The sequence below is a fragment of the Acinetobacter sp. G11 genome (assembly GCF_049808495.1).
Classification (GTDB): Bacteria; Pseudomonadota; Gammaproteobacteria; order Pseudomonadales; family Moraxellaceae; genus Acinetobacter; species Acinetobacter kookii.
Genome location: NZ_JBNCAT010000007.1, coordinates 70,589 through 95,399, shown reverse-complemented (window position 1 = coordinate 95,399; position 24,811 = coordinate 70,589). Strand labels below are relative to the sequence as shown.

Genomic DNA, 24,811 nt, shown 5'->3' with positions numbered 1-24,811 from the left:
GGTCAATTTATTTGAAAGGAAACTTTTAAGGTCACTCTTTGTGCCTGATAAAAAATGGCGAAAACAAGAAGAACCTCAATTGAGGTTCTTCTTGTGATATTTGTGGGACAGCAGTGGCATGATTGCCCTTTTATCTGCTTTATTTAGCAGGTTGTCCCCACTGATTGTTTTCCTGTTTGGTGTCCGAAGCCCACCAGATAATGAGAGGAATGATGCCAATAACAGTTAGTGCAAGAAGCTGCCACCATCCAGACCGGTTTGTGTCATGTAGACGACGGGCACCTACGGCTAGGCTTGGCAGGAATAATGCCAAATTTAATAATCCATTCAACATTTTGTCGGTACCGAGTATTGCATCAATGATTTGAACAATGATGCCCAAAATGAAAGAAACCAGCATAAAGAACCAGAATTCCTTACGGCGTGCACGTCCATCAAAAGTGACATAATTTTTCAGGCATTTTACAAACCAGTCCATCATATTGAACTGTTCTTCAGATTGATTCTGGTTGGAAATTTTATCGAGTTGTTCGGACAGGGTTTGCATGGTGCTGTTGCGGTTGAGGGTAATATAGATTTGAGTGGCATTGCCGGCATTGTCGACAGCAAAATCGACATGTTCACCACGATTAGGCGGGCGCTGACCGCGCCATTCTGCGCCCGTAAAGTTGTAGCGGTTTTGGTCGTCGCCACTGATAATACCTGTATTGGTTTGGATTGAATAATCCAGAATCGTTCCTTTCATTATTAGCCTCTATTTTTATAGTATATGTTATAAATTTAGCCTGATTATTGCATATCATCATAGCAGAAATGCTTAAAAGTTAAACATGGTGTTTTTTTTAAGTTACTGTATTAATAAAATATTTCATTAAGGTTTTTCTGTTTTGAGTAAAAATCCCGCTATTGAAGCGGGATTTTTTAGAATCTTTCAATTACCAGCTTAACGCACCGCCAGTCTGATAATCCGTTACACGCGTCTCGAAGAAATTCTTCTCTTTACGCAAGTCCATCATCTCCGACATCCACTGGAATGGGTTATTCACACCAGCGAACTGTTCAGGCAAACCAAGTTGCGCTAAACGACGGTTACAGATGAACTTCAGGTATTCTTCCATCATCGCCGCGTTCATGCCAAGTACACCGCGTGGCATGGTGTCACGTGCGTATTCGATTTCAAGCATGGTGCCTTCAAGAATCATCTGGATGATTTCTTCCTGGAACTCGGTCGTCCATAAACCTGGGTTTTCGATCTTGATCTGGTTGATCATGTCGATACCGAAGTTCAGGTGCATCGACTCGTCACGTAAAATGTACTGGAATTGCTCGGCAACACCGTTCATCTTGTTACGACGGCCCATAGACAGAATCTGGCTGAAACCACAGTAGAAGAAAATGCCTTCAAGTACACAGTAGAACGCGATCAGGTTACGAAGCAAGATCTGGTCATTTTCAGGTGTACCGGTTTTGAACGTAGGATCACTTAAAGACTGGGTATATTTCAGACCCCAAGCCGCTTTACGTGCCACGGACGGTACTTCGCGGTACATGTTGAAGACTTCGCCTTCATCCATACCTAGCGACTCGATACAGTACTGGTAAGCGTGAGTGTGAATCGCTTCTTCAAAGGCTTGACGCAAGATGTACTGACGGCATTCCGGGTTGGTAATGTGACGGTAAATCGCAAGGACCAGATTGTTTGCCACCAGTGAGTCTGCAGTCGAGAAGAAACCGAGCGAACGCATGACAATGGTACGCTCATCTTCAGTCAAGCCATTTTCAGACTTCCAAAGTGCGATGTCATGGTTCATGTTGACTTCTTGCGGCATCCAGTGGTTGGCACAACCGTCCAGATACTTTTGCCAAGCCCATTCGTATTTGAATGGAACCAGCTGGTTCAGGTCGGCACGACAGTTGATCATGGCTTTATCGTCAACCTGTACGCGCTGAGCGCCCATTTCAAGCTCTTCCAGACCCGGAGCAACGTCAAGGTTGTCTAGGGAAGCAGATGCTCTTGCCAATGAATCGGTTGGATCTGATCCTCGGTTTTGAGTGGCTCTAAGGGGTTGTGCAGCTGCCACACGCGTCGGTTCGTTGCGTGCATCAGATACCACTTGTGTATGAGCCGCTTTTTGCGGTTCGACGGGCGCAGACTTGTGTTCAGGTGCAGCCGGTTTTTGCGAATCATCTTCGAAATCGTCCCAACTTAGGATAGACATATCAATTCTCTCTTCGATGCTTATATCTGTTATCTGACATCTCACAAACGAAGATGTCTACTATACGCTTATTCTGTGTAAGCAAAATTAAGTTTTGTCGATGAGTGCTCTTGTTTTGTACGGAAGAGCAAATATCCTCACTACTTATTTTGATTACGCTGTTGACGTGCTTTAAACCAGAAATAACCAATCGGCACGTAAAAGGTAAAACAAAAGGAAACCACCAAGGCAATAAGTCCTAACAGGTAGTTATGGGTCATATGGAGCATGGTGGGTTCCTTTTACTTTTAATTTGTGAATCCTGGTCGTAACTAAGATTCACGTTTAAATCATTTTTTAGATGATTTTGCTGGCTTTACTGTTTCAACAACCGTAGTTTTTGGATGCTTTTTCGCATATTCCAACGTTACGTATTGACCAGTGATAGCACTGCGAGCTGCTTTTTGATTATTAGCCATGCTCAGTTCTCCTGATACAAAATCAAGATGACTCTTACTGGCTCATAAACTAATTCAATGATAGAATCGCTCATGCATTATCAGATGCCAGCCTCGTCGTGACCATCTTGGTATCACTTCGAGATTGAAAGCCTTCTAGTTAGTTTTGACGGACTCTAGAGGGCTTTTTTATTGCCTAAATTTTTTTAATCCCCCTAAATCCCCCTTTGGAAAAGGGGGACTTTCTCCCTCAATTAAGAGGTTTGATTCCCCCTCCTTTTAGGAGGGGTTAGGGGAGGTTATGAAGCTTACTGACAAGCTTCACAATCCGGGTTGTCAATTGAACATGCCATTGGCACTGGTGCTGCTTGAGCGAAATCTTCTTCAACAGTTGCTTCAGCTTTCACTTCAGGTGCTACCGCAGCAGTAACAGGTGCTGCAACAGTGGCAGGTTTAACTGCGTTCAATGCGCCAGTGTTAATGGTCGATTTCTCGGCAGAAGTTGCACCCAATGCGCGAAGGTAATAAGTGGTTTTAAGACCACGTAACCATGCCATTTTATAGGTCAGGTCAAGTTTCTTGCCGTTTGCACCAGAGATGTAAAGGTTAAGCGACTGAGCCTGGTCAATCCATTTTTGACGGCGTGATGCAGCATCCACAATCCAGCGTGGTTCAACTTCAAACGCAGTTGCGAAAATCGCTTTAAGCTCTTCAGGAATACGTGAAATCTTCTGAACAGAACCTTCGAAGTGTTTCAGGTCATTGACCATCACTGAATCCCAAAGACCGCGATCTTTTAACGCACGTACCAGGTACGGGTTGATCACTGTGAATTCACCAGAAAGGTTAGATTTCACATATAAGTTCTGGAACGTCGGTTCGATCGACTGAGACACGCCACAGATGTTTGAAATGGTTGCAGTTGGTGCAATCGCCATTACGTTCGAGTTACGCATACCGTCTTTTTGAACTTTGGCACGTAAAGTGTCCCAGTCCAGACGTTGTGTACGGTCAACTTCAAACATGCGTTCAGGACGTGATTTCGCCACGATGTCTAAAGAATCGATTGGCAGGATGCCTTGATCCCAAAGTGATCCTTTAAATGTTTCGTAAGCACCACGTTCAAGTGCAAGGTCGCTAGAAGTCTGGATTGCATAGTAAGAAATGACTTCCATAGATTCGTCAGCGAAATCAACCGCAGCATCAGAACCGTAAGCCAGTTTCATTTCATATAAAGCATCTTGGAAGCCCATGATACCCATACCGACCGGACGGTGTTTCAGGTTCGAATTTTTTGCCTGCGGAACAGCGTAGTAGTTGATGTCGATGACGTTATCGAGCATGCGAACGGCTGTTTTTACAGTGCGCGCCAACTTCTCACGGTCGAGTACACCACCTTGAACGTGCTGTACCAGGTTAATCGAACCCAGGTTACATACCGCAATTTCGTCTTGGTTTGTGTTTAGCGTAATTTCTGTACACAAGTTAGATGAATGCACCACGCCTACGTGTTGTTGCGGTGAACGCAAGTTACATACGTCTTTGAATGTGATCCAAGGATGGCCGGTTTCAAACAGCATAGACAGCATTTTGCGCCACAAGTCTTTGGCACGCACTTTCTTGTGCAGCATGTCGGCTTCTTTGGCAATGCTTTCATAGTAAGCATAGCGTTCAGCAAATGCCTGACCGGTTAAATCGTGAAGATCTGGCGTTTCAGATGGCGTGAACAATGTCCATTCAGCATCTTCAAAGACACGTTGCATGAACAGGTCTGGAACCCAGTTTGCAGTATTCATGTCATGGGTACGACGACGGTCATCACCGGTGTTCTTACGCAGTTCCAGGAATTCTTCGATATCCAGGTGCCAGGTTTCTAAGTATGCACACACTGCACCTTTACGCTTACCACCCTGGTTTACCGCAACAGCCGTATCGTTGGCAACTTTCAGGAACGGTACAACACCTTGAGATTTACCGTTAGTGCCTTTGATGTATGAGTTCAAGGCACGAACTGGGGTCCAGTCATTGCCTAAACCGCCTGCCCATTTAGACAGCATGGCGTTATCACGCATTGCGCCATAAATGTTATACAGGTCATCAGCAATTGTTGTTAAGTAACAGCTCGATAACTGTGGACGCAAAGTACCAGAGTTGAACAGGGTCGGTGTAGATGCCATGTAATCGAAGCTGGACAGCAAGTTATAGAACTCGATGGCACGCGCTTCTTTGTCATCTTCATTTAACGCAAGACCCATCGACACACGCATAAAGAACAATTGCGGTAATTCGAAACGGATGCCGTCAGAGTGGATAAAGTAACGGTCAAATAAGGTTTGCAGACCTAAATAGGTAAACTGGTTCGAGCGTTCTGGCTGAATCGCTGCTGCCAGTTTTGCCAGATCAAAATTCAATAGATCTGCAGATAAAAGATCTAGCTCTACACCTTTTTTCAGGAAGGTTTCTAAAGCGTCATTTTCTAGAGTGTCAGTACTTAAACCCAGGAACTCCAAACCGGTTGCCACAAGATTGTCACGAAGCAGGCGAGCAGTCACATAAGTATAGTTGGGTTCTTGTTCAATACGGGTACGCGTCGCCATCATCATTGTTGTAGAGATGTCGGACTCTTTTACGCCGTTATACAGGTTTTTTACGGTTTCATCGACAATGGCTTTAACGTCAATGCCTTCCAGACCTTCAGCTGCTTTTGCCACATGTGCTTCAAGTGCACCCAGGTCAAGCGGTTTAAGCTGACCATTGGCAGCAGTCACTTGTAAAGTCGGATGGTGATGAGCGCCAGTCTGTTTGCGTGCTTCAGAGCGTTGTTCGCGGTAGATGACATACGCACGTGCAACTTTTTGTTCACCTGTACGCATGAGCGCAAGTTCAACCTGGTCTTGAATTTCTTCAATATGAATCGTGCCGCCTGACGGTAAACGACGGTTAAACGTATTCATCACCATTTCAGTCAATTGCTCGATACGATCATGAATACGGCTAGAATCAGCACTTTGCTGGCCCTCTACAGCCAAAAAAGCTTTACCAATCGCTACAGAAATTTTCTCTGCGTCAAAAGTGGCAACATCACCGGTGCGTTTAATCACCTGAAGTTGGCCAGGAGTTGAAGTGATTACGCTCATTTAGCATAGCTCCATTGTCATCTATTTTTATGTTTATGGACCGTTTGAACTGGGCAAATTTTATGCCACAGTATTTGAGGAATAAACACAAGACCTAGTGGTTTTAAAATTAATTGAACACAAGATACGGGAAAATTTAGGGTAGATCAATATTGACATTTTGCTAAATATTTTTCTTAGTACATGCATTAATCTCTGTAAAAATATTGCTATTTTTATTGATTTTTCTATAAGCCTTATCAGGCAAGGCATAGCATAACAAAGCTAAAAAAATGTGCTTATAGATAACATTGTGGATAACTTAAAAGAAATGAGCTAACTAGTCAGAAACTGTGCAAATAGCAGGGTGGATTAAAAAATAGACATTTTGTAACTAAATATTTCTTAAATTTGTGTGAAAATCACTGGAATATGAAAATTTCAATAAATTCAATGTTTAAAAAAAATATAACAAAATGCTACTTTGATGTATCAGTTTGGTGAACGGTATCTTGTTTACAATGTAAACGTGTGTATATTGCTGAATATATTAAAGCGTATCCAATGGATTTTTAAGGATACCTTAATCCAATATAAAGGGGCATTTTATGAGCCAAGAAGAAAAGTTACCTAAAATTTTAATTGTTGAAGACGATGAGCGTCTTGCACGTTTGACTCAAGAATACCTTATCCGTAATGGATTGGAAGTTGGGGTAGAACCTGATGGTAATCGTGCAATCCGTCGTATCATTGCTGAACAACCGGATTTGGTGGTACTTGATGTCATGTTACCGGGTGCAGATGGTTTAACCATTTGTCGTGAAGTGCGTCCACATTATCATCAGCCGATTTTAATGCTGACCGCACGTACTGAAGACATGGACCAGGTGTTGGGTCTGGAAATGGGTGCGGATGACTATGTCGCCAAACCTGTTCAACCCCGCGTGTTGCTTGCCCGTATCCGTGCTTTGCTGCGCCGTACAGACAAGGCTCCTGAAGATGAAGTGGCTCAACGTATAGAATTTGATGATCTGGTCATCGATAATGGTGGCCGATCAGTGACTTTGAATGGCGAATTGGTCGACTTCACTAGCGCTGAATATGACCTGTTATGGCTGCTGGCTTCAAATGCGGGTCGTATTCTTTCCCGTGAAGATATTTTTGAGCGTTTGCGCGGTATCGAATATGACGGTCAGGACCGTTCAATTGACGTACGTATCTCACGTATCCGTCCAAAAATTGGCGATGATCCTGAAAATCCAAAACGTATTAAAACGGTACGTAGTAAGGGATATTTGTTCGTTAAAGAAACCGGTCTTTAATGTCTGCCTGCTAATTTTATAGGACAGCTTCGTGTTTAAACACAGTATATTCTTGCGCATTTATGCAGGGTTAGTGATTTTAGTAGCCTTGGTCGCCTTATTTGGCTATCTGTTGGTACAAATCATTAATTACCAGCGTGCGCAAGAGTATCGTGAATCTTTAACCGACGGAATTTCCTATATTATTAGCGAGGGGATTGCTCGACAGCCGAATGAGCAGCAGAAAAAAGACTGGATTTCTGATGCTTCCGATTTGCTTGAGTTGCCAATTTATTATGTTGAAGCAGCTAAGGTGGATTTATCCCGTACCGAGAGAAAGCGGATTGAAGAGCGTAAAGCAGCCGTCCGTTACGATGCAGAAAATTCCATTGCCTATATCATTATTGGCCTGAAAGATGATCCCCGGCATTTGCTGTATGTGAAAGTGAATAAAATAGGCGAGCGCCAGATGAAAGCCTTGCCGATTTTTATTCTGGATTATCTGGTGTATTACCCTGGGCAGGAAAAAGAGTATCTCGCCAAAATTCAATCGCATTTTTCTTATCCTATTGCCATTGAAAAAGTGCAAAACTTGCCGCTCGATTCCGAACAAATCGGCCGGCTTCGCTTGGATCACAGTATTATTCTGTACCGTGACAATGCCTCGGTTCGGGGTACCACCATCTCGATTGTTTCGCCTATGCCCAGCTCACCTTCCGAGGTGCTGGTTTTAGGGCCTGTTCCTTTATTTAACTGGATGCCTTTCCAGTTGGCTGCAGGCATTACCTTGCTCAGTTTGTTTGTGTTAAGTCTTGGGGTGTATGGCTTGCTGGTGCCTATGCAGCGTCGCTTACGCGAGGTGAATTACGCCTTGCATCGCATGAAATCGGGTGACATGACCTTGCGTTTGCCAGTCGATGGTACTGATGAAATGGCCAGCCTGGCAACCAATTACAACAGCATGTCCGATCATATTCAGCGTTTGATTGAAGCACAGCGCGAGCTGATGCGAGCAGTTTCGCATGAACTGCGTACGCCTGTGGCACGCATTCGTTTCGGCATGGAAATGCTGGCCGAAGAAGATGACTATGAGTATCGTCTGCAGCAGGTCGAACAGATTGATAAGGATATTGAAGCGCTCAATACCTTGATTGATGAAATTATGACCTATGCAAAACTGGAGCAGGGCACACCATCTTTAGATTTTGAAAAAATAGTACTGTTTGAAGTGCTGGATCAGGTGGTGATTGAAACCGAAGCACTGAAAACTCAAAAAGAAATTGAACTCAAAGCGCCACCCATTAGTATAGTGGTGGATGCCGAGCGGCGTTACTTGCATCGTGTGGTGCAAAATCTGGTCGGCAACGCAGTTCGCTATTGTGATCATAAAGTAATTGTCAGTGGTGGCATCAATGATGCAGGACTGGCCTATGTCCAGGTGGAGGATGACGGTGCCGGTATTCCCGAGGAGGAGCGTCAGCGCATCTTTGAAGCCTTTGCCCGTCTGGATGATAGCCGTACCCGTGCTTCTGGAGGGTATGGATTGGGCCTGTCCATTGTGAGCCGTATTGCTTACTGGTTTGGCGGGAAAATTGAAGTTGATCAAAGCCCGGTTTTAGGCGGGGCACGTTTCACTATGTCATGGCCTGCGCAACGCTTTAATAAAACCAAAAAGAAAGCCCATGTTGTAAAAGACGGGATCTTAAATACAGAATTTTAGCTCATAAAAAAGCACCGAATCCGGTGCTTTTTTTAGTCTTATTCATGACTGGTGGCATCTGGTTCAATCAGGCTTTTTCCCTGTTTTAAACTGGCAAGGGCATCGGCATTGAAATCTAGCAGTAAGGAATTGTTTTTGGGGTCAATTGCATAATTGCTAATCAATTTCTGGTCCCCATTTAATGTTTCGACTCTGTATTCATCGGCAACGTTTAAAATAGCTTCGAGATTGGTGGTGGTAGAGGCAAAGTCCTGGCGGAAAAGATCATAAATGTCACGCAGGTCAAAAATGGCATCACGTGCATCTGGGTGTTTATCAATGTATCTTTCCACATGGTGCACTAACAGTTGTGCAAAGAAGAAATATTCAGATTCATGGGCATATTTTAATGTCATTATAGTTTCTCCTGTCTATTCACTTTTTGAGTTTTAAATACAAATATCACAAACTGTTAAACGCATGTCAAAGTGTTGCAAAAAAGCCACAAGAATAAAGCAGCTTATGCAAAAAATATGGGGTAGTTTATAAAGCAAAGAAGGGTGGTTTTTTTAATACGGTGGAAAATTTAGTCAATTCTTGTGGTTCCAATCATTTTTTAAATAAATACCCAAAATAAACTGTGCTTTTAAAATTGATAGAATATTCAGCAATAATGCATTTTTAGATTGAAAAATAAATGGGCAAGATTTCCTCAAAAAATCTTAATGTGAGAAAATTTAATAAAAATAATCGTTTTTATTAAATAAAACGATTAAGGTGTGCTGTAAGGGAATAAATGCAAATTAAAAGCAGTAATGCCGAAAAAATCATCCAAAAGACTAAGGCTTATAAGCTAGCAAGTGAAATCATAAATCAGGTACAATTGGCGGGATTAATTTTGTGTTTGGTGTATTTGAAGGCCAATACATACATTCTTTGTTAATAAATTAGGCCTGCCAGGAGTTATCCCCGCATGAGTGCCATTACTCCATACGATTGGGCAATTATTGCCTTCGTGATCGGCGTTACATTTCTTTGTGTCTTTATGCTCACAGTTCCTTTACTCCTTGGGGGTAAATCATGGGGCCGTGCAAAGCAAGAGCAATTTGAGTCAGGTGTAGTAGGTGCGGGTGGAGCACGCATCCGCTTGTCTGCAAAGTTCTACTTGGTTGCTATTTTCTTTGTCGTATTTGACCTGGAAGCACTGTATCTCTACGCATGGGCTACATCAGTTCGTGAAGTAGGTTGGTTCGGTTTTACCACCGTTGTGATTTTTGTGGTCGATTTATTGATTGCTTTGATTTATGCCATTGCTGTAGGGGCATTAAACTGGGCACCAACCGATCGTCTCAAAGCGGCAGTGATGAAATCGAAAGTGGGTTCACCGAATATGAACCTTGCCGACATTACACGCTTCAATTCTATTGAAGAGTTGGTTGTTGACCCTACAGGTCAGATTCCAGCTCAATCATCTGGTCGTGTGAAAAAATCTGCGACTACATCATCTAGTAAGGAGTAACCCGGGAATGAAATATACATTAACCCGTGCGAATCCGGATGCTGATCAATATCCACTTCAAGAGCGTCAAATCGTTACCGATCCGCTTGAAGAAGAAGTGAATAAAAATGTGTTCATGACTCGTTTAGAGGATGTAATGCATACAGCTGTAAACTGGGGCCGTAAAAACTCTGTATGGCCTTTTAACTTTGGTACTTCATGCTGTTACGTAGAATATGCAACCACTTTGACCGGTGTGCATGATATGTCGCGTTTCGGTGCCGAGGTTATTCGTGCTTCGCCACGTCAGGCGGACTTAATGATCGTTGCAGGGACCTGCTTCGTGAAAATGGCACCTGTAATCCAGCGTTTATACGAGCAAATGTTAGAGCCTAAATGGGTGATTTCAATGGGTGCTTGTGCAAACTCGGGTGGTATGTACGACATTTATTCGGTTGTACAAGGTGTGGATAAAATCATCCCTGTCGATGTGTACATCCCGGGCTGTCCGCCACGTCCTGAAGCATTATTGCAAGCATTAATGTTGCTACAAGACCAAATTCAATTAGAGCGCCGTCCACTTTCAGCGGTGATTGGTGATGATCTTCAGCCAGTGTATAAGCCAAAGATGCAACCAGAACGTGACCGTAAGAATGCTGAACGTATTGCAGTGAAAAACTTACGCTCTATGGATGAAATTAAATAATCTGAGCGACAAAATATTGATGCACCCGGTCTGGGTGTAATTGTCGTTTAAGGTTGACTGAATTTGTATTAAATAGGAAGCCAAGCCAATGGCTGAAACTGACATTGCTATGCCAGAATCAACAGCAGTTGATTCACGCCCAGCATTTGCAATTATAGAAGAGCTCAAAACCAAATTTGGTGAGAACTTCTTTATGCAAACGACTTTTGAAGACTTTCCAACAGTCTGGGTAGAGCGCGCACGTGTGCAAGAAGTCCTCATGTTCTTGCGGAAAGTAGAACGTCCTTACGTGATGCTGTTCGACTTGTCTGCGGTAGATGAGCGCTTGCGTACTCACTGTGACGGTTTGCCTGCGTCGGACTTCACTGTGTTCTATCACTTGTTGTCGCTAGAGCGTAATGCCGACATTCGTATTAAAGTTGCCTTGAGTGAGAGCGATCTCAACATTCCAACAGCAACCAACATCTGGCCAAATGCCAACTGGTACGAACGCGAAGCTTACGACATGTTTGGCATCAACTTCGAAGGGCATCCAATGCTCCGTCGTATCTTGTTGCCGACATACTGGGAAGGTCACCCGTTACGTAAAGAATATTCTGCGCGTGCGACTGAATATACCCCGTATATGCAGAACCAGGCGAAGCAGGACTTTGAACAGGAACACCTTCGTTTCGTTCCTGAAGACTGGGGCCTAAAACGCGGTAACGCCGATGAAGACTTCATGTTCCTGAACCTGGGTCCTAACCATCCATCTGCGCATGGTGCGTTCCGTGTGATCTTGCAGCTGGACGGCGAAGAAGTAAAAGACTGTGTGCCGGATATCGGTTATCACCACCGTGGTGTGGAAAAGATGGCTGAGCGTCAAACCTGGCATTCATTCATTCCGTATACCGACCGTGTTGACTACCTGGGTGGTTGTGCGCAAAACATGCCTTATGTGATGGGTGTGGAGCAACTTGCTGGAATTACTGTTCCTGACCGTGCACAATGTATCCGCGTCATGATGTCTGAATTGTTCCGTATCAATAACCACTTGTTATATATCGGTACTGCAATTCAGGATGCCGGCGGTATGACCCCAGTATTCTATATGTTTGCTGACCGTCAAAAAGTTTATGACATCGTAGAAGCGATTACTGGTTACCGTATGCATCCGGCATGGTTCCGTATTGGCGGTACTGCACATGACTTGCCAAATGGCTGGGATAAGTTAGTTCGTGAATTACTCGATTGGATGCCAAAACGTCTCAATGAGTACTATACCGCTGCATTGAAAAACTCGGTGTTTGTCGGCCGTACCCGTAATGTTGCGCAATACGATGCAAAATCGGCATTGGCTTGGGGTGTAACAGGTACTGGTTTACGTGCTACAGGTATTGACTTTGATGTACGTAAATACCGTCCTTATAGCGGTTATGAAAACTACGACTTCGACGTGCCGGTTGAATACGAAGGCGATGCTTACGCGCGCGTAATCGTTCACTTCCGTGAAATCGAACAGTCACTGAAAATCATCAAGCAGTGTTTGGACAACATGCCTTCTGGTGCGTACAAAGCAGACCATCCACTGGCTGTTCCACCACCAAAAGACAAGACATTACAAGATATTGAAACCTTGATTACGCACTTCTTAAGCGTGTCATGGGGTCCTGTAATGCCTGCAGGTGAAGCATCTGTGATGGCGGAAGTGGTGAAAGGTGCGTCTAACTATTACCTGACTTCAGACAAGTCAACCATGAGTTACCGTACCCGTATCCGTACACCAACTTTCACGCACTTACAGCAAATGCCTTCTGTGATTAATGGCAGTTTAGTATCTGACTTAATCATTTATTTAGCGACAATTGACGTCGTAATGGCTGACGTGGATCGCTAAGGGGTAAACGCATTATGATGATTTTGACTGATAAAAAGCCACGTGTGAATGTTGAAGGGATTTTAACTGCGGACGAAATCCATGAAATTGAACATCACATGGGCCACTACCCGTACCCGCGTGCCGCATGTCTGGATGCGCTGAAATGTGTACAACGCCGTAATGGCTGGGTAGACGACGCACAAATGAATGCAATTGCTCAAATGCTGAGCATGAGCCTTGCAGATTTAGAAGGCGTTGCGACATTCTATAACCGTATTTACCGTCAACCGGTCGGTCGTCACGTAATTTTATTGTGTGACTCGATTGCATGTTTCTTGATGGGTGCGGAAACTTTGGCAGAAGCCTTCCAGCGTGAGCTGGGCATTCAGTTTGGCCAAACCACAGCGGATGGTCGTTTCACTTTGCTGCCAATCTGCTGCTTAGGTAACTGTGACAAAGGTCCAACCTTAATGATTGATGAAGATACTCATGGTCTGGTTGAAGTGACTTCGGTTAAACAGCTCTTGGAGAAGTATGTATGAATACTGAACCAAAACCAATTTATGGCGACGGTAACCCGGAAACTCACCCATTAACATGGCGTTTAAGCAAACAAGCCAATGTTCGTAATGCCGATGATTACGAAGCGCTGGAAGGTTATGCCGGCTTTAAAAAAGCGATTGGCATGCAACCGAAAGAAGTGCTTGAAGTCATTAAAGCGGCGACTGTAAAAGGCCGTGGTGGTGCAGGTTTCCCGGCAGGGATTAAATGGTCGTTGATGGCGCCGAATGACAACTCGGGTCCACGTTACCTGATTTGTAATGCCGATGAGATGGAACCGGGTACCTTCAAAGACCGTTTGCTGATGGAAGATCTTCCACACCAACTGATTGAAGGGATGCTGATTGCTGCTTATACCTTAGAAGCAACTCAAGGTTACATCTTCATTCGTGGTGAATATATCGAAGCTGCGAAGTATCTGAACGAAGCGCTTGAGCAAGCTCGTGCCAAAGGTTACCTGGGTGACAACATCCTTGGAACTGGCTGGAATTTCGAATTGCATGTGCATACCGGTGCGGGCCGTTATATCTGTGGTGAAGAAACTGCATTGATTAACTCGCTTGAAGGCCGTCGTGCCAATCCGCGTACCAAACCGCCATTCCCGCAAGTTGCAGGTGCTTGGGGCCGTCCTACGATTGTTAACAACGTAGAGACCTACAACAACTTGCCAGCCATTATGCTGCGTGGTCCAGAATGGTATATCGGTTTATCTGAAGGTAAATCAAAAGATCCAGGTACCAAAATTTATGGTGCTTCAGGTAAGGTGAAATTCCCGGGTCTTTGGGAACTTCCATTTGGTACCACTGCACGTGAAGTGATCGAAGAGCATGCCGGCGGTATGCGTGACGGCTTAAAGCTGAAAGCATGGTTACCGGGTGGTGCATCCACTGACTTCCTGGCTGCCGAGCATATCGATCTTCCTATGGATGCGGAAAGCATCATGAAAGCAGGTTCACGTTTAGGTACCTGTTTGCTCATGGTTGTTGATGAAACCCAATGTATGGTTTCAGCAACACGTAACCTGGAAGAATTCTTTGCACGCGAATCATGCGGTTTCTGTACACCTTGCCGTGACGGTTTACCTTGGGCGGTTAAAGCGCTTAAAGCACTGGAAGATGGTACAGGCAAGAAAGAAGATATCGATCACTTACAAGAACTGACTCGTAAGCTTTGGATTGGTAAGACTTTCTGTGCTCACGCACCTGGTGCGATGGAACCGCTTATGGGCGCACTCAAACATTTCCGTGGCGAATTTGAAGCGAAGGTAGTCAATGCCGCCGCTCAAGTTAGCTCCGTAGAACAAGCTTAAGGAATTCGACTATGGCTACAATTCATGTCGATGGCAAATCGTATGAAGTCAACGGCTCGGAAAACTTGCTACAAGCATGTTTGAGTCTTGGCATTGATATCCCATACTTTTGTTGGCATCCATCCTTAGGTTCTGTCGGTTCTTGCCGTCAGTGTGCCGTGACTCAATACGCGAATCCAGAAGATACGCGTGGCCGTTTGGTCATGTCATGTATGACGCCTGCATCTGACAATACCTACATCTCGATTGAAGACAAAGAAGCCAAAGATTTCCGTGCTTCGATTGTTGAATTCTTGATGACCAACCACCCGCACGACTGTCCAGTCTGTGAAGAAGGGGGTCACTGTCATTTACAAGATATGACCGTGATGACACAGCACGACCGTCGTCGTTACCGTTTCACTAAACGTACCCATTACAACCAGGAGCTAGGCTCATTCATTTCTCACGAAATGAACCGTTGTATCGCGTGTTATCGTTGTGTGCGTTACTACAAAGATTATGCTGGTGGTACAGACTTCGGCGTATATGCAAATGCATCACGTGTTTACTTCGGTCGTCCAGAATCAGGTACTTTAGAATCTGAATTCTCGGGTAACTTGACTGAAGTATGTCCGACTGGTGTATTTACAGACAAAACTCACTCAGAGCGCTATAACCGTAAGTGGGACATGCAGTATGCGCCAAGCGTATGCCAAGGCTGTTCTTCAGGTTGTAACATCTCTCCGGGTGAGCGTTATGGCGAACTGCGTCGCGTAGAAAACCGTTTCAATGGTGACGTTAACCAATATTTCCTTTGTGACAAAGGTCGTTTTGGTACAGGTTATGTGAACCGTGCAGACCGTCCACGTCAGCCACAATTCCGTGATGGTGCAAACGTAACCACTGTTTCAGTAGATACAGCACTTGATACCGTGATTGAGAAAATCCAGGGCAAAAAAGTTCTGGGTATTGGTTCACCACGTGCATCGCTTGAAACGAACTTCGCGCTTCGTGAACTTGTAGGTCAAGACAGCTACTCAACCGGTATGTCTCAAAAAGAGCAGAACTTGGTTGAACTTGCAGCTTCAATCATGCAAACCGAGGGTGTTTATAACCCGACCATGCGTGAAATTGAAAGCTACGATGCTGTGTTGATTCTTGGTGAAGACCTGACTCAAACTGCGCCACGTATGGCCTTGTCTGTTCGCCAGGCTGCGAAAAACAAAGCCAAAGAAATGGCGGCAGAACGCCGTACCCAGGAATGGCTGGCTGAACCGGTACAGCGTATTGCGCAAGATGCCAAATCGCCAATCTACATTCTTGCTGCGACTCAAACGCGTTTAGCTGACGTTGCTACAGGTGAAGTAGTGGCATCTCCAAACGATATCGCACGTTTAGGTTTTGCTGTTGCTGCGGCAGTTGCAGGCGAAGTTGTTACCGGTCTTGATGACGATGCGAAAGCATTTGCACAAACCATCGCTGACACTTTAAAAGCTGCGAAGAAACCATTGATCATCTCTGGTACAAGCTTACAAGACGCTGCCATTATGGAAGCTGCTGCACAAGTGGCTCAGAACTTAGGTTCAAATGCAGGTCTGACATTGACGGTTCCTGAAGTGAACTCAATGGGCTTGGCAATCTTCGGTGGTCAAAGCCTGGAGCAAGTATTTGCACAAGACTATGACACAGTTGTGATTGTGGAAAATGACCTTTACCGCCGTTTACCTGCTGCACAAGTCAATGCTGCACTTTCGGGCAAAGACGTGATTGTATTGGATCACTCTGAAACTGAAACTGTGAAGAAAGCAAACATTGTACTTTCTGCTGCAAGCTTCGCGGAAGGTGATGGTACTGTGGTATCTCAAGAAGGCCGTGCACAGCGTTTCTATCAGGTGTATGACCCAAGTTACTACAAACCTGAACTGGCGATCAAAGAGTCTTGGCGCTGGTTACATGCCATTGAAACCGGTGTGAAAGGCAAAGCGATTTCCTGGACATTGCTGGATGATGTCATTGAATCCGTCGTGAAAAATGTTCCTGCGCTTGAAGCCATTCAAGATGTCGCACCAGATGCGGGTTACCGTATTCATGGCTTGAAGATTGCACGTGAACCACGTCGTTACTCAGGTCGTACCGCAATGCGTGCTCCGCTTTCGGTGCATGAGCCTAAACAGCCAATCGATGTCGATTCTGCATTAACATTCTCTATGGAAGGTTATGTGGGTAATGAAACCCCATCGTCACTGGTTCCGTTTGCATGGTCTGCAGGCTGGAACTCTCCACAAGCCTGGAACAAATTCCAGGATAACGTAGGTGGTCACTTAAAAGGCGGTGATTCAGGCATTCGTTTATTCGATCGTTTGGCTAAACGTCCTGCACGTACATTCGTAGCTCCAGCAGCAGTACTTGCAAATGCTGAAAGCTTCCGTTTGGTACCTATGCATCACATCTTTGCTTCTGGTGAATTTACTGTAAAAACTCCGGCCATGGAATCGCGTATTCCTGAAGCCATGTTTGCGGTAGGTGAGCAAGATGCTGCGCGCCTAAACGTTCAAGATGGTCAAAAAATTACTGTGAAAGCAGGTGAGGCGACAATCAGCCTTCCAGTTCAAGTGATCGAATATTTGCCGACAGGTTATATCGGTTATCCGGTTGGTCTTGCACCAACGGTGTCACTTGCAGAGCCTGTATCCGTCGCGGTAGGAGTGTAATTCATGAATCAAGAAATTATACGTCAGACACCGCTATGGGCTGAGAACTGGCCAATTGCTTATTCAGTTGTTCAAGCGATTGTAATCTTGCTTGTAGTGGTGCTTGTCGCTGCGTTGATGTCATTCATCGAACGTCGTTTACTTGCGTTATGGCAAGACCGTTACGGTCCAAACCGTGTTGGTCCCGGGGGGATGTTCCAGATCGTTGCCGACATGCTGAAAATCATGTTCAAGGAAGACTGGACACCTAAGTTTGCTGACAAACTGACTTTCCGTTTAGCACCTGCAGTTGCCATGGCAACTGCGGTACTTTCGTTCATGGTGATTCCTGTAAGTCCGACCATGGGCGTAGCAGACATGAGCATTGGCCTGTTGTTCTTTATGGCAATGGCTGGTATTGCAGTATATGCCGTGCTATTCGGTGGCTGGTCTTCAAATAACAAATATGCGTTATTGGGTGGTCTGCGTTCTGCGGCTCAAACCATTTCTTACGAAGTGTTCCTGGGGATCTCGCTGATGGGTGTGGTGGCAATTGCCGGTTCATTCAACATGCGTGAAATTGTTGAAGCACAACGCGATGTATGGTTTGTGATTCCACAATTCCTGGGTTTCATTATCTTTATTGTTGCAGGTGTTGCGGTAACTCACCGTCACCCATTTGATCAACCGGAAGCTGAACAAGAATTGGCGGAAGGTTATCACGTCGAATACGGCGGTATGAAATGGGGTATGTTCTTCGTTGCAGAATATGTCAACGTGGTTCTTATTTCAGCATTGATCGTCACTCTATTCTTTGGCGGTTGGTTAGCACCATTTAACCTAGAAATTCCATTTATTCCACCAGTATTCTGGTTCATTATCAAAACAGCATTCTTTGTAATGATGTTTGTCTTGGCTCGTGGTTCTTTAATGCGTCCACGTTATGACCAGGTGATGAACTTTGGTTGGAAAATTTGTTTGCCATTGGCGTTGGTCAACTTGTTGGTGACTGGTGCTGTGATTCTGATGAATCAGGCCTAGGACAGCAGGGAGTACAAAATGTATAAAATTCTAGCTGGATTCGGGTCAATCGTACGTTCATTGTGGATGGTGTTCAGCCACGTGACACGTAAACGTGACACTATTCTTTATCCAGAAGTGCCAGCTGAACAAATTGTTCCGCCGCGTTTCCGTGGTCGTATTGTATTGACACGTGACCCGGATGGTGAGGAACGCTGCGTAGCGTGTAACCTGTGTGCGGTTGCATGTCCGGTTGGCTGTATTTCTTTACAGAAAGCAGAAAAAGAAGATGGTCGCTGGTATCCGGAGTTTTTCCGTATCAACTTCTCGCGCTGTATTTTCTGCGGTATGTGTGAAGAAGCCTGTCCAACGACAGCAATTCAAATGACACCAGATTTCGAGTTAAGTGAATACGTTCGTCAAGACTTGGTCTACGAAAAAGAAAACTTGCTCATTTCAGGTCCTGGTAAATATCCTGACTACAACTTCTACCGTGTAACCGGTATGGCCGTAACAGGTAAAGATAAAGGTCAAGCACAACGTGAAAGTGCGCCTGTTGACGTACGGAGCTTATTACCATGATGTGGCCATTTTATTTGATGGCACTCGTGGCCATTGTTTCTACGGTTCGTGTGGTGACTAACGCGAATCCTGTGCATGCTTTATTAAGCCTGATCGTGTCCCTCCTTGCAGTAGCAGGGATGTTCATGATCGTTGGTGCGCCATTCGCTGGCGCACTAGAAATTATCGTTTATGCCGGCGCGATCATGGTGTTGTTCGTGTTTGTGGTGATGATGCTGAATCTTGGTCAACATACGGTTGAACAGGAACGTAAATGGCTGACGTCATCTGCATGGGCATATCCAGCATTGATGAGTTTCCTGATGGGCTTGGTGCTGGTTTGGATGCTTGGTTCGGATTACACAACAGCAGGTCCTGTAATGGGCACTCAAGTTGTGGGACCTAAAGCTGTAGGTACAGCGCTCTTTACTCACTACTTACTATTGGTCGAAGTTGCCGCAATGTTATTGCTTGCAGCCCTCGTTGCAGCATTCCACTTAGGTAAACGTGAACCAAGTGCAAAAGAGGAAAAAGAATAATGGGCAACATTCCTTTAGAACACGGTTTAATCGTTGCAACCATTCTTTTTGCACTGGGTTTTTACGGTGTAATGGTGCGACGCAACCTATTATTTATGTTGATGAGCCTTGAAATCATGATGAACGCAGCAGCGCTTGCGTTCGTTCTTGCAGGTAGTGCATGGTTACAGCCAGATGGACAAATCATGTTCATCCTGATCTTGACCCTTGCTGCTGCAGAGGCTTGTATTGGTCTTGCGATCGTCCTTCAGTTCTACCATCGCTTCCATCATTTGGATGTGGATGCTGCTAGTGAGATGCGCGGATGAGTTATTTATATTTAACAATTTTATTTCCGCTCATTGGCTTTGTCCTCTTGGCGGCGGGGCGCAATAAGCTTCCTGAAAATGTAGCAGCCATTATTGGTGTCGGTTCAGTCGGTTTATCTGCTTTATTTGCACTGATTGCCGGCATGGGCTTTGTAGACAATGGTTCAGTAGCTCAGGTTCAACATCTTTGGACCTGGTTCAATGTCGGCGGTTTTGCACCGGGCATGAGCCTGCACCTGGACGGCCTGTCATTACTCATGACCGGCATGATCACCGGTGTGGGTTTCCTGATTCACATCTTCGCCTCATGGTACATGCGCGGTGAAGAAGACTTCGCACGTTTCTTCTCTTACTTCAACCTGTTCGTTGCCAGCATGTTGCTGCTCGTTCTTGGCGATAACCTGGCGTTATTGTTCCTGGGTTGGGAAGGCGTAGGTCTTTGCTCTTATTTGCTGATCGGTTACTACTACCAAAACCCGGAAAATGGTTTTGCAGCAATCAAGGCATTTACCGTAACGCGTATTGGTGACGTATTCTTACTGATCGCTTTATTCTTGCTATACCAACAATTCGGTACTTTGCATATTGGTACAATCGTGGCCAATGCACCTCAAGTATTGGCGGGTGACCATTCACTTGCAATCTGGACATCATTAATGTTGTTCCTGGGTGCTGCCGGTAAATCTGCGCAAATTCCACTACAGACATGGTTGGCCGATGCAATGGCAGGTCCTACACCTGTTTCTGCATTGATCCATGCGGCAACAATGGTAACCGCAGGTGTTTACCTGTGCTGCCGTATGTTCTCCGTGTTTGAAATGACACCAGAAGTGATGATGTTCATCTCGATCACTGGTGCAGTAACATTGATTGTGGCCGGTTTTGCTGCATTGGTTCAAACCGACATCAAACGTATCCTGGCTTACTCAACCATGAGTCAGCTCGGTTATATGTTTATGGCGGTGGGTGCTGAAGCATACCAGGCGGGTCTGTTCCACATGCTTTCACACGCATTCTTCAAGGCATTATTGTTCTTGTCTTCTGGTGCGGTGATTCTGGCTTACCACCACGAACAAAACATTTTCAAAATGGGTGGTTTGTTCAAACATAACAAATTCTTGTTTGCCTGCTTCGCGATTGGTGGCGGTGCGTTGGCTGCAATTCCATTCTTGACCATCGGCTTCTTCTCTAAAGATGCCATCCTTGGTGCAGTTTGGGTACAAGGTCAAAGTATTGCACTTTATGACTGCTTATACTGGACAGGTGTAGCAGGTGCTTTCTTAACGTCAATCTATACATTCCGTTTAATCTGGGTTGTATTCTTTGGTAAAGAAAACACGCCGTATCACGAAATCAAAGGTGCAACTTACTGGGCTCCACTTGCGATTCTTGCAGTTCTTTCAACTGGTTTAGCTTACTTCTTAAAAGCACCAGTAGAAAGCATTTTAAATGCTGCAAAAATTCCAGCATTCATGGTTCCTGAAGCGCTTGAACATGGCATGCACAGTGCTGAATACACCGCTGTAGGTATTGCATTGGCTGGTCTTGTGGTAGGTATCGTATTATTTGTCTTTGCCTACAACGCAGTGAAAGGTTTTGCCCGTACTTCATTCGGTGCTGGCCTTGCCAATATCTGCCGTAATGCACTTGGTTTTGATGCGTTGTATAACATCGTATTCGTGAAACCATATTTGCTTATCGCGAAAATTTTAGGTCGTGATCCGATTGACGGCCTGTGGTTAGTGCTTCCTGCCATTGTTAAAGGTGGTCATAGCTTCACCAGCTCACGTCAAACAGGTTCATTGCGTGAATACGCATCAAGTATGTCACTCGGTGTAGTGGTGTTGCTGATGATCCTGATCGTGATTCAGGTAGTGGGGAAATAAGATGGAAATCACAAACAACTGGATTTTACCCGCGCTGATCCTCGTACCGTTCATTGCAGGTTTTGTATGCTGGGTCGTCGACAAGCTCGACGACAAACTGCCGCGTTACATTGCGTTATTCGGTATGCTCATTACTTTGGGCTTGACTGTTGCGCTTTGGAATTCGGGTACGTATCACTATGAACTCGGCGCAAAAGTTCCAACTTGGTCTGCCGAATTCATGCTGCCTTGGATTTCAACCCTCGGCATTAACATTCACCTGGCGGTGGATGGTCTTTCACTGCTTATGGTCGGCTTGACTGCATTACTGGGTGTACTTGCAGTAGGCTGTTCATGGGGCGAGATTCAAAAGAACGTTGGTTTCTTCCACCTTAACCTTTTATGGTCTTTGGGTGGGGTCATCGGTGTATTCCTGGCGATTGACCTGTTCCTGTTCTTCTTCTTCTGGGAGATGATGCTGGTACCAATCTACTTCCTGATTGCCTTATGGGGCCATAAGGGAGCAGACGGCAAGTCACGTGTATACGCTGCGACCAAGTTCTTCATCTATACCCAGGTAGCAGGTTTGATCATGCTGATCGGTATTCTAGGCCTTGTGGTTTACGGATACATGATGACTGGCATGATCGGCTTCGATTACAACTACCTGTTAGGTGTGGCGAATACGCTTGATGCACAGTTGCCATCAGTGGCTTATGCCTTGATGATCTGTATGTTCATTGGTTTCGCTGTAAAACTTCCAGTGTTCCCATTGCACGGCTGGTTACCAGATGCCCATGCTCAAGCACCGACAGCCGGTTCTGTCGACTTGGCAGGTATTCTGATCAAGACTGCTGCATACGGTCTGCTGCGTTTTGTTATGCCATTCTTCCCGGCGGCTTCTGCACAGTTTGCAGACATCGCGATCATTTTCGGTTTAATCGGCGTGTTCTACGGTGCCTGGTGTGCTTTCCAGCAAACCGATATGAAACGTTTGCTGGCGTATACTTCAATTTCGCATATGGGCTTTGTATTGCTTGCACTTTACGCAGGTAATATCCTGACTTTTCAAGGCTTAATGATCATGATGCTGGCACATGGCCTGTCATCTGCTGCCTTGTTCATTATGTGTGGTCAAGTGTACGAGCGTGTTCATACGCGCGACTTGCGTTTAATGGGTGGTATGCGCGGTCAATTCCCGTACCTAGCTTTCTTCCTGATGTTCTTTGTTGCTGCGCTTGTCGGTATTCCAGGTTTGGGTAACTTTATTGGTGAATTCCTGATTTTGATGGGTTCATTCAACAAATTCCCAGCCTTCACTATTGTGGCAGCAATCAGCTTGGTATTGGCAGGTCTTTACGGCTTGATCCTGATTCACAAAGCATTGTTCGGTACGCCAAATGAAGAGCAAAAACAAAATTATACAAGCCCATTGAAAGACTTGAATGCGCGTGAAATTGTTATTTTGTTAGTGTGTGCTTTTGGTCTACTATGGCTCGGTATCTATCCACAAAGCTTCCTTGATATTTCAAATTCAAGCATGGCGTGGTTGGCCAACAGCTATATCCCAGTTCAAGAAGTTGTCGATGCGACTCAACAGGTCGTATCTCAACAAAATGTGGAGATCCAATAAGCCATGAACTTCACAATGTCATTTTCCGAGCTTATGCCATTAGCTCCTGTGATGATCGTGGCTTTAACTGCGATCGTAGTGATGCTTCTCATTGCAATTAAACGTAACCATAATTTAATTGCAACAGCCTCTGTAGTCGGCTTGAACCTTGCTGCAGCCTATGTCCTGATTGGTATGTTCGGTGGTGCTTTTGCACCAGCGAACGTGATGGGCATGTTTATGCTTGACCCGTTTACCTTGCTTTACCAACTGGTCATCCTGATTGCTGCACTGGCTTGCTGTACCTTGTCACATGCTTATATTGAAAGCTATCAAGATAACCGTGAAGAACTGTATATCCTGATGCTGTGCTCGGTAGCGGGCGCAATGCTGATGGTGGCAAGTTCTCATTATGCATCTTTCTTCATTAGCCTTGAGCTGATGTCGATTCCTGTATACGGTCTTTTAGCTTATACGCACCAACGTTCACAATCTTTAGAAGCGGGTATTAAATACCTTGTTCTTTCAGCAACTGCTTCTGCAATGCTGTTAATGGGCATGGCATATATCTATGCTTATACCGGTTCATTGTCTTTCTATGACAATGTTCAGGCCTTGATGCAAGCCATCAAACAGCCAATGGTGATTTTAGGTCTAGGCTTAATCGTTTTTGCTGTTGCATTCAAACTGTCTCTTGCGCCATTCCATAAATGGACGCCAGACGTGTATGCAGGTGCGCCAGCGCCAATCGCAACATTCCTTGCGACTGTGGCCAAGGTTGCAACCATTGGTCTGTTTGTACGTTATTTACTGGCTTCAGGTGCAATCTTGGTAGATTCAATCGTAACCATCATCACGATTATTGCGGTGCTTTCTATTCTGGTGGGTAACTTCCTTGCAGTACGTCAAGTCAACCTGAAACGTATTCTGGGTTACTCTTCAATTGCGCACTTTGGTTATTTGCTGATTGGTTTAATCAGCATGACTTATGCAAGCCTGGGGAATGTATCTGTATACGTAATCACTTATGTGTTGACAACGATTGGTGCATTTGGTGCTGTTGCGTTGATGTCTAGTCCATTTAACAATGTGGATGAAGCACAAAGCCTGGCAGATTACCGTGGCTTATTCTGGCGCCGTCCAGTATTGACTGCGACCTTGACTGTCATGATGCTGTCTCTTGCAGGTATTCCATTGACTGCTGGCTTCATTGGTAAGTTCCTGGTGGTGATGGCTGCGGTAACAACCCAGCACTGGTTCCTTGCTGCCATGATTGTGGTGGGTTCAGGTATCGGTCTGTACTATTACCTGCGTGTGATGGTGGTGATGTACATGACTCCGCCAGATACGCCACGTATTGATGCCGACAAACATTGGGGTCAAAAAGTGGGTGGTATTATGGTGCTTGCTGCGGCATTGGCGGTATTGGTGATTGGTGTTTATCCTGATCCAATCATTAAATTAGCGCTGCAAGCAGAGATTTTATCTCCATTGCATTTCATGCTCTCTCAGCAATAATCTAAAAAAACT

General features: G+C 45.1%; 21 protein-coding genes. 15 read left to right on the top strand and 6 right to left on the bottom strand.

Annotation, left to right across the window (positions count from 1 at the left end):
- Positions 1-139 precede the first annotated feature (139 nt).
- From ACPUEY_RS04925 to ACPUEY_RS04905, 5 genes are all read right to left on the bottom strand, one after another.
- Entirely contained in the window at positions 140-745 is a 606-nt protein-coding gene (locus tag ACPUEY_RS04925) for a DUF805 domain-containing protein (protein WP_425121327.1), read from the bottom strand.
- A 190-nt stretch (positions 746-935) separates the two neighbouring features.
- Positions 936-2,219, bottom strand: coding sequence for a ribonucleotide-diphosphate reductase subunit beta (locus ACPUEY_RS04920; RefSeq protein ID WP_092818859.1), 1,284 nt, complete (start codon positions 2,217-2,219; stop codon positions 936-938).
- 140 nt (positions 2,220-2,359) lie between these two features.
- Positions 2,360-2,488 carry a hypothetical protein gene (locus ACPUEY_RS04915; RefSeq protein WP_261183114.1) on the bottom strand — a complete coding sequence of 43 codons (129 nt, stop codon included), beginning with the start codon at positions 2,486-2,488 and terminating at the stop codon, positions 2,360-2,362.
- A gap of 60 nt (positions 2,489-2,548) precedes the next feature.
- Positions 2,549-2,677, bottom strand: a complete 129-nt coding sequence (locus tag ACPUEY_RS04910) for a hypothetical protein (RefSeq protein WP_261183115.1) — start codon at positions 2,675-2,677, stop codon at positions 2,549-2,551.
- 287 nt (positions 2,678-2,964) lie between these two features.
- A complete protein-coding gene (locus tag ACPUEY_RS04905; protein ID WP_425121326.1) occupies positions 2,965-5,793 on the bottom strand; it encodes a ribonucleoside-diphosphate reductase subunit alpha in 2,829 nt (942 codons plus the stop codon).
- Between the two features lie 587 nt (positions 5,794-6,380).
- On the opposite strand from ACPUEY_RS04905, the gene bfmR reads away from it, so the two are divergent.
- Both bfmR and bfmS read left to right on the top strand, forming a co-directional pair.
- Positions 6,381-7,094: a response regulator transcription factor BfmR gene (bfmR, locus tag ACPUEY_RS04900; protein WP_086196042.1), complete on the top strand. Its 714-nt coding sequence runs from the start codon at positions 6,381-6,383 to the stop codon at positions 7,092-7,094.
- A 31-nt stretch (positions 7,095-7,125) separates the two neighbouring features.
- Positions 7,126-8,793, top strand: coding sequence for a sensor histidine kinase BfmS (gene bfmS / locus ACPUEY_RS04895; protein WP_425121325.1), 1,668 nt, complete (start codon positions 7,126-7,128; stop codon positions 8,791-8,793).
- Between the two features lie 38 nt (positions 8,794-8,831).
- Here the strand turns inward: bfmS and ACPUEY_RS04890 are convergent, their stop codons facing one another.
- Positions 8,832-9,188, bottom strand: a complete 357-nt coding sequence (locus ACPUEY_RS04890; RefSeq protein WP_425121324.1) for a hypothetical protein — start codon at positions 9,186-9,188, stop codon at positions 8,832-8,834.
- A 557-nt stretch (positions 9,189-9,745) separates the two neighbouring features.
- Here ACPUEY_RS04890 and ndhC point away from each other — a divergent pair.
- The 13 genes from ndhC (at position 9,746) to nuoN (ending at position 24,799) form a co-directional block, all read left to right on the top strand.
- Positions 9,746-10,291, top strand: coding sequence for an NADH-quinone oxidoreductase subunit A (gene ndhC / locus ACPUEY_RS04885; RefSeq protein WP_086199189.1), 546 nt, complete (start codon positions 9,746-9,748; stop codon positions 10,289-10,291).
- A gap of 7 nt (positions 10,292-10,298) precedes the next feature.
- Positions 10,299-10,976 (top strand): NuoB/complex I 20 kDa subunit family protein, encoded by a 678-nt coding sequence (locus ACPUEY_RS04880; RefSeq protein WP_086199188.1) that lies wholly within the window; start codon positions 10,299-10,301, stop codon positions 10,974-10,976.
- An 88-nt stretch (positions 10,977-11,064) separates the two neighbouring features.
- Positions 11,065-12,852: an NADH-quinone oxidoreductase subunit C/D gene (nuoC, locus tag ACPUEY_RS04875; protein ID WP_425121323.1), complete on the top strand. Its 1,788-nt coding sequence runs from the start codon at positions 11,065-11,067 to the stop codon at positions 12,850-12,852.
- A gap of 14 nt (positions 12,853-12,866) precedes the next feature.
- On the top strand, positions 12,867-13,376 hold the full coding sequence (gene nuoE / locus ACPUEY_RS04870; protein WP_092818853.1) for an NADH-quinone oxidoreductase subunit NuoE: 510 nt from the start codon (positions 12,867-12,869) through the stop codon (positions 13,374-13,376).
- Positions 13,373-14,704: an NADH-quinone oxidoreductase subunit NuoF gene (nuoF, locus tag ACPUEY_RS04865; protein WP_425121322.1), complete on the top strand. Its 1,332-nt coding sequence runs from the start codon at positions 13,373-13,375 to the stop codon at positions 14,702-14,704. Before nuoE ends, nuoF begins: the two co-directional genes overlap by 4 nt.
- An 11-nt stretch (positions 14,705-14,715) precedes the next feature.
- A complete protein-coding gene (nuoG, locus tag ACPUEY_RS04860; RefSeq protein WP_425121321.1) occupies positions 14,716-17,397 on the top strand; it encodes an NADH-quinone oxidoreductase subunit NuoG in 2,682 nt (893 codons plus the stop codon).
- A 3-nt stretch (positions 17,398-17,400) separates the two neighbouring features.
- The gene (gene nuoH, locus ACPUEY_RS04855; RefSeq protein ID WP_086174878.1) at positions 17,401-18,417 is read left to right on the top strand and encodes an NADH-quinone oxidoreductase subunit NuoH; all 1,017 of its coding nucleotides are present in this window, start codon (positions 17,401-17,403) and stop codon (positions 18,415-18,417) included.
- Positions 18,418-18,435: 18 nt separating this feature from the next.
- Positions 18,436-18,978, top strand: coding sequence for an NADH-quinone oxidoreductase subunit NuoI (nuoI, locus tag ACPUEY_RS04850; RefSeq protein WP_092818850.1), 543 nt, complete (start codon positions 18,436-18,438; stop codon positions 18,976-18,978).
- Positions 18,978-19,496, top strand: a complete 519-nt coding sequence (gene nuoJ / locus ACPUEY_RS04845) for an NADH-quinone oxidoreductase subunit J (RefSeq protein WP_171259646.1) — start codon at positions 18,978-18,980, stop codon at positions 19,494-19,496. Before nuoI ends, nuoJ begins: the two co-directional genes overlap by 1 nt.
- Positions 19,496-19,804 (top strand): NADH-quinone oxidoreductase subunit NuoK, encoded by a 309-nt coding sequence (gene nuoK, locus ACPUEY_RS04840; protein ID WP_004651041.1) that lies wholly within the window; start codon positions 19,496-19,498, stop codon positions 19,802-19,804. The genes nuoJ and nuoK overlap by 1 nt, the downstream gene beginning before the upstream one ends.
- A complete protein-coding gene (gene nuoL / locus ACPUEY_RS04835) occupies positions 19,801-21,690 on the top strand; it encodes an NADH-quinone oxidoreductase subunit L (protein ID WP_425121320.1) in 1,890 nt (629 codons plus the stop codon). Before nuoK ends, nuoL begins: the two co-directional genes overlap by 4 nt.
- A 7-nt stretch (positions 21,691-21,697) precedes the next feature.
- On the top strand, positions 21,698-23,302 hold the full coding sequence (nuoM, locus tag ACPUEY_RS04830) for an NADH-quinone oxidoreductase subunit M (RefSeq protein ID WP_171259645.1): 1,605 nt from the start codon (positions 21,698-21,700) through the stop codon (positions 23,300-23,302).
- Between the two features lie 3 nt (positions 23,303-23,305).
- Positions 23,306-24,799, top strand: coding sequence for an NADH-quinone oxidoreductase subunit NuoN (gene nuoN, locus ACPUEY_RS04825; protein ID WP_425121319.1), 1,494 nt, complete (start codon positions 23,306-23,308; stop codon positions 24,797-24,799).
- The last annotated feature ends 12 nt before the right edge of the window (positions 24,800-24,811 follow it).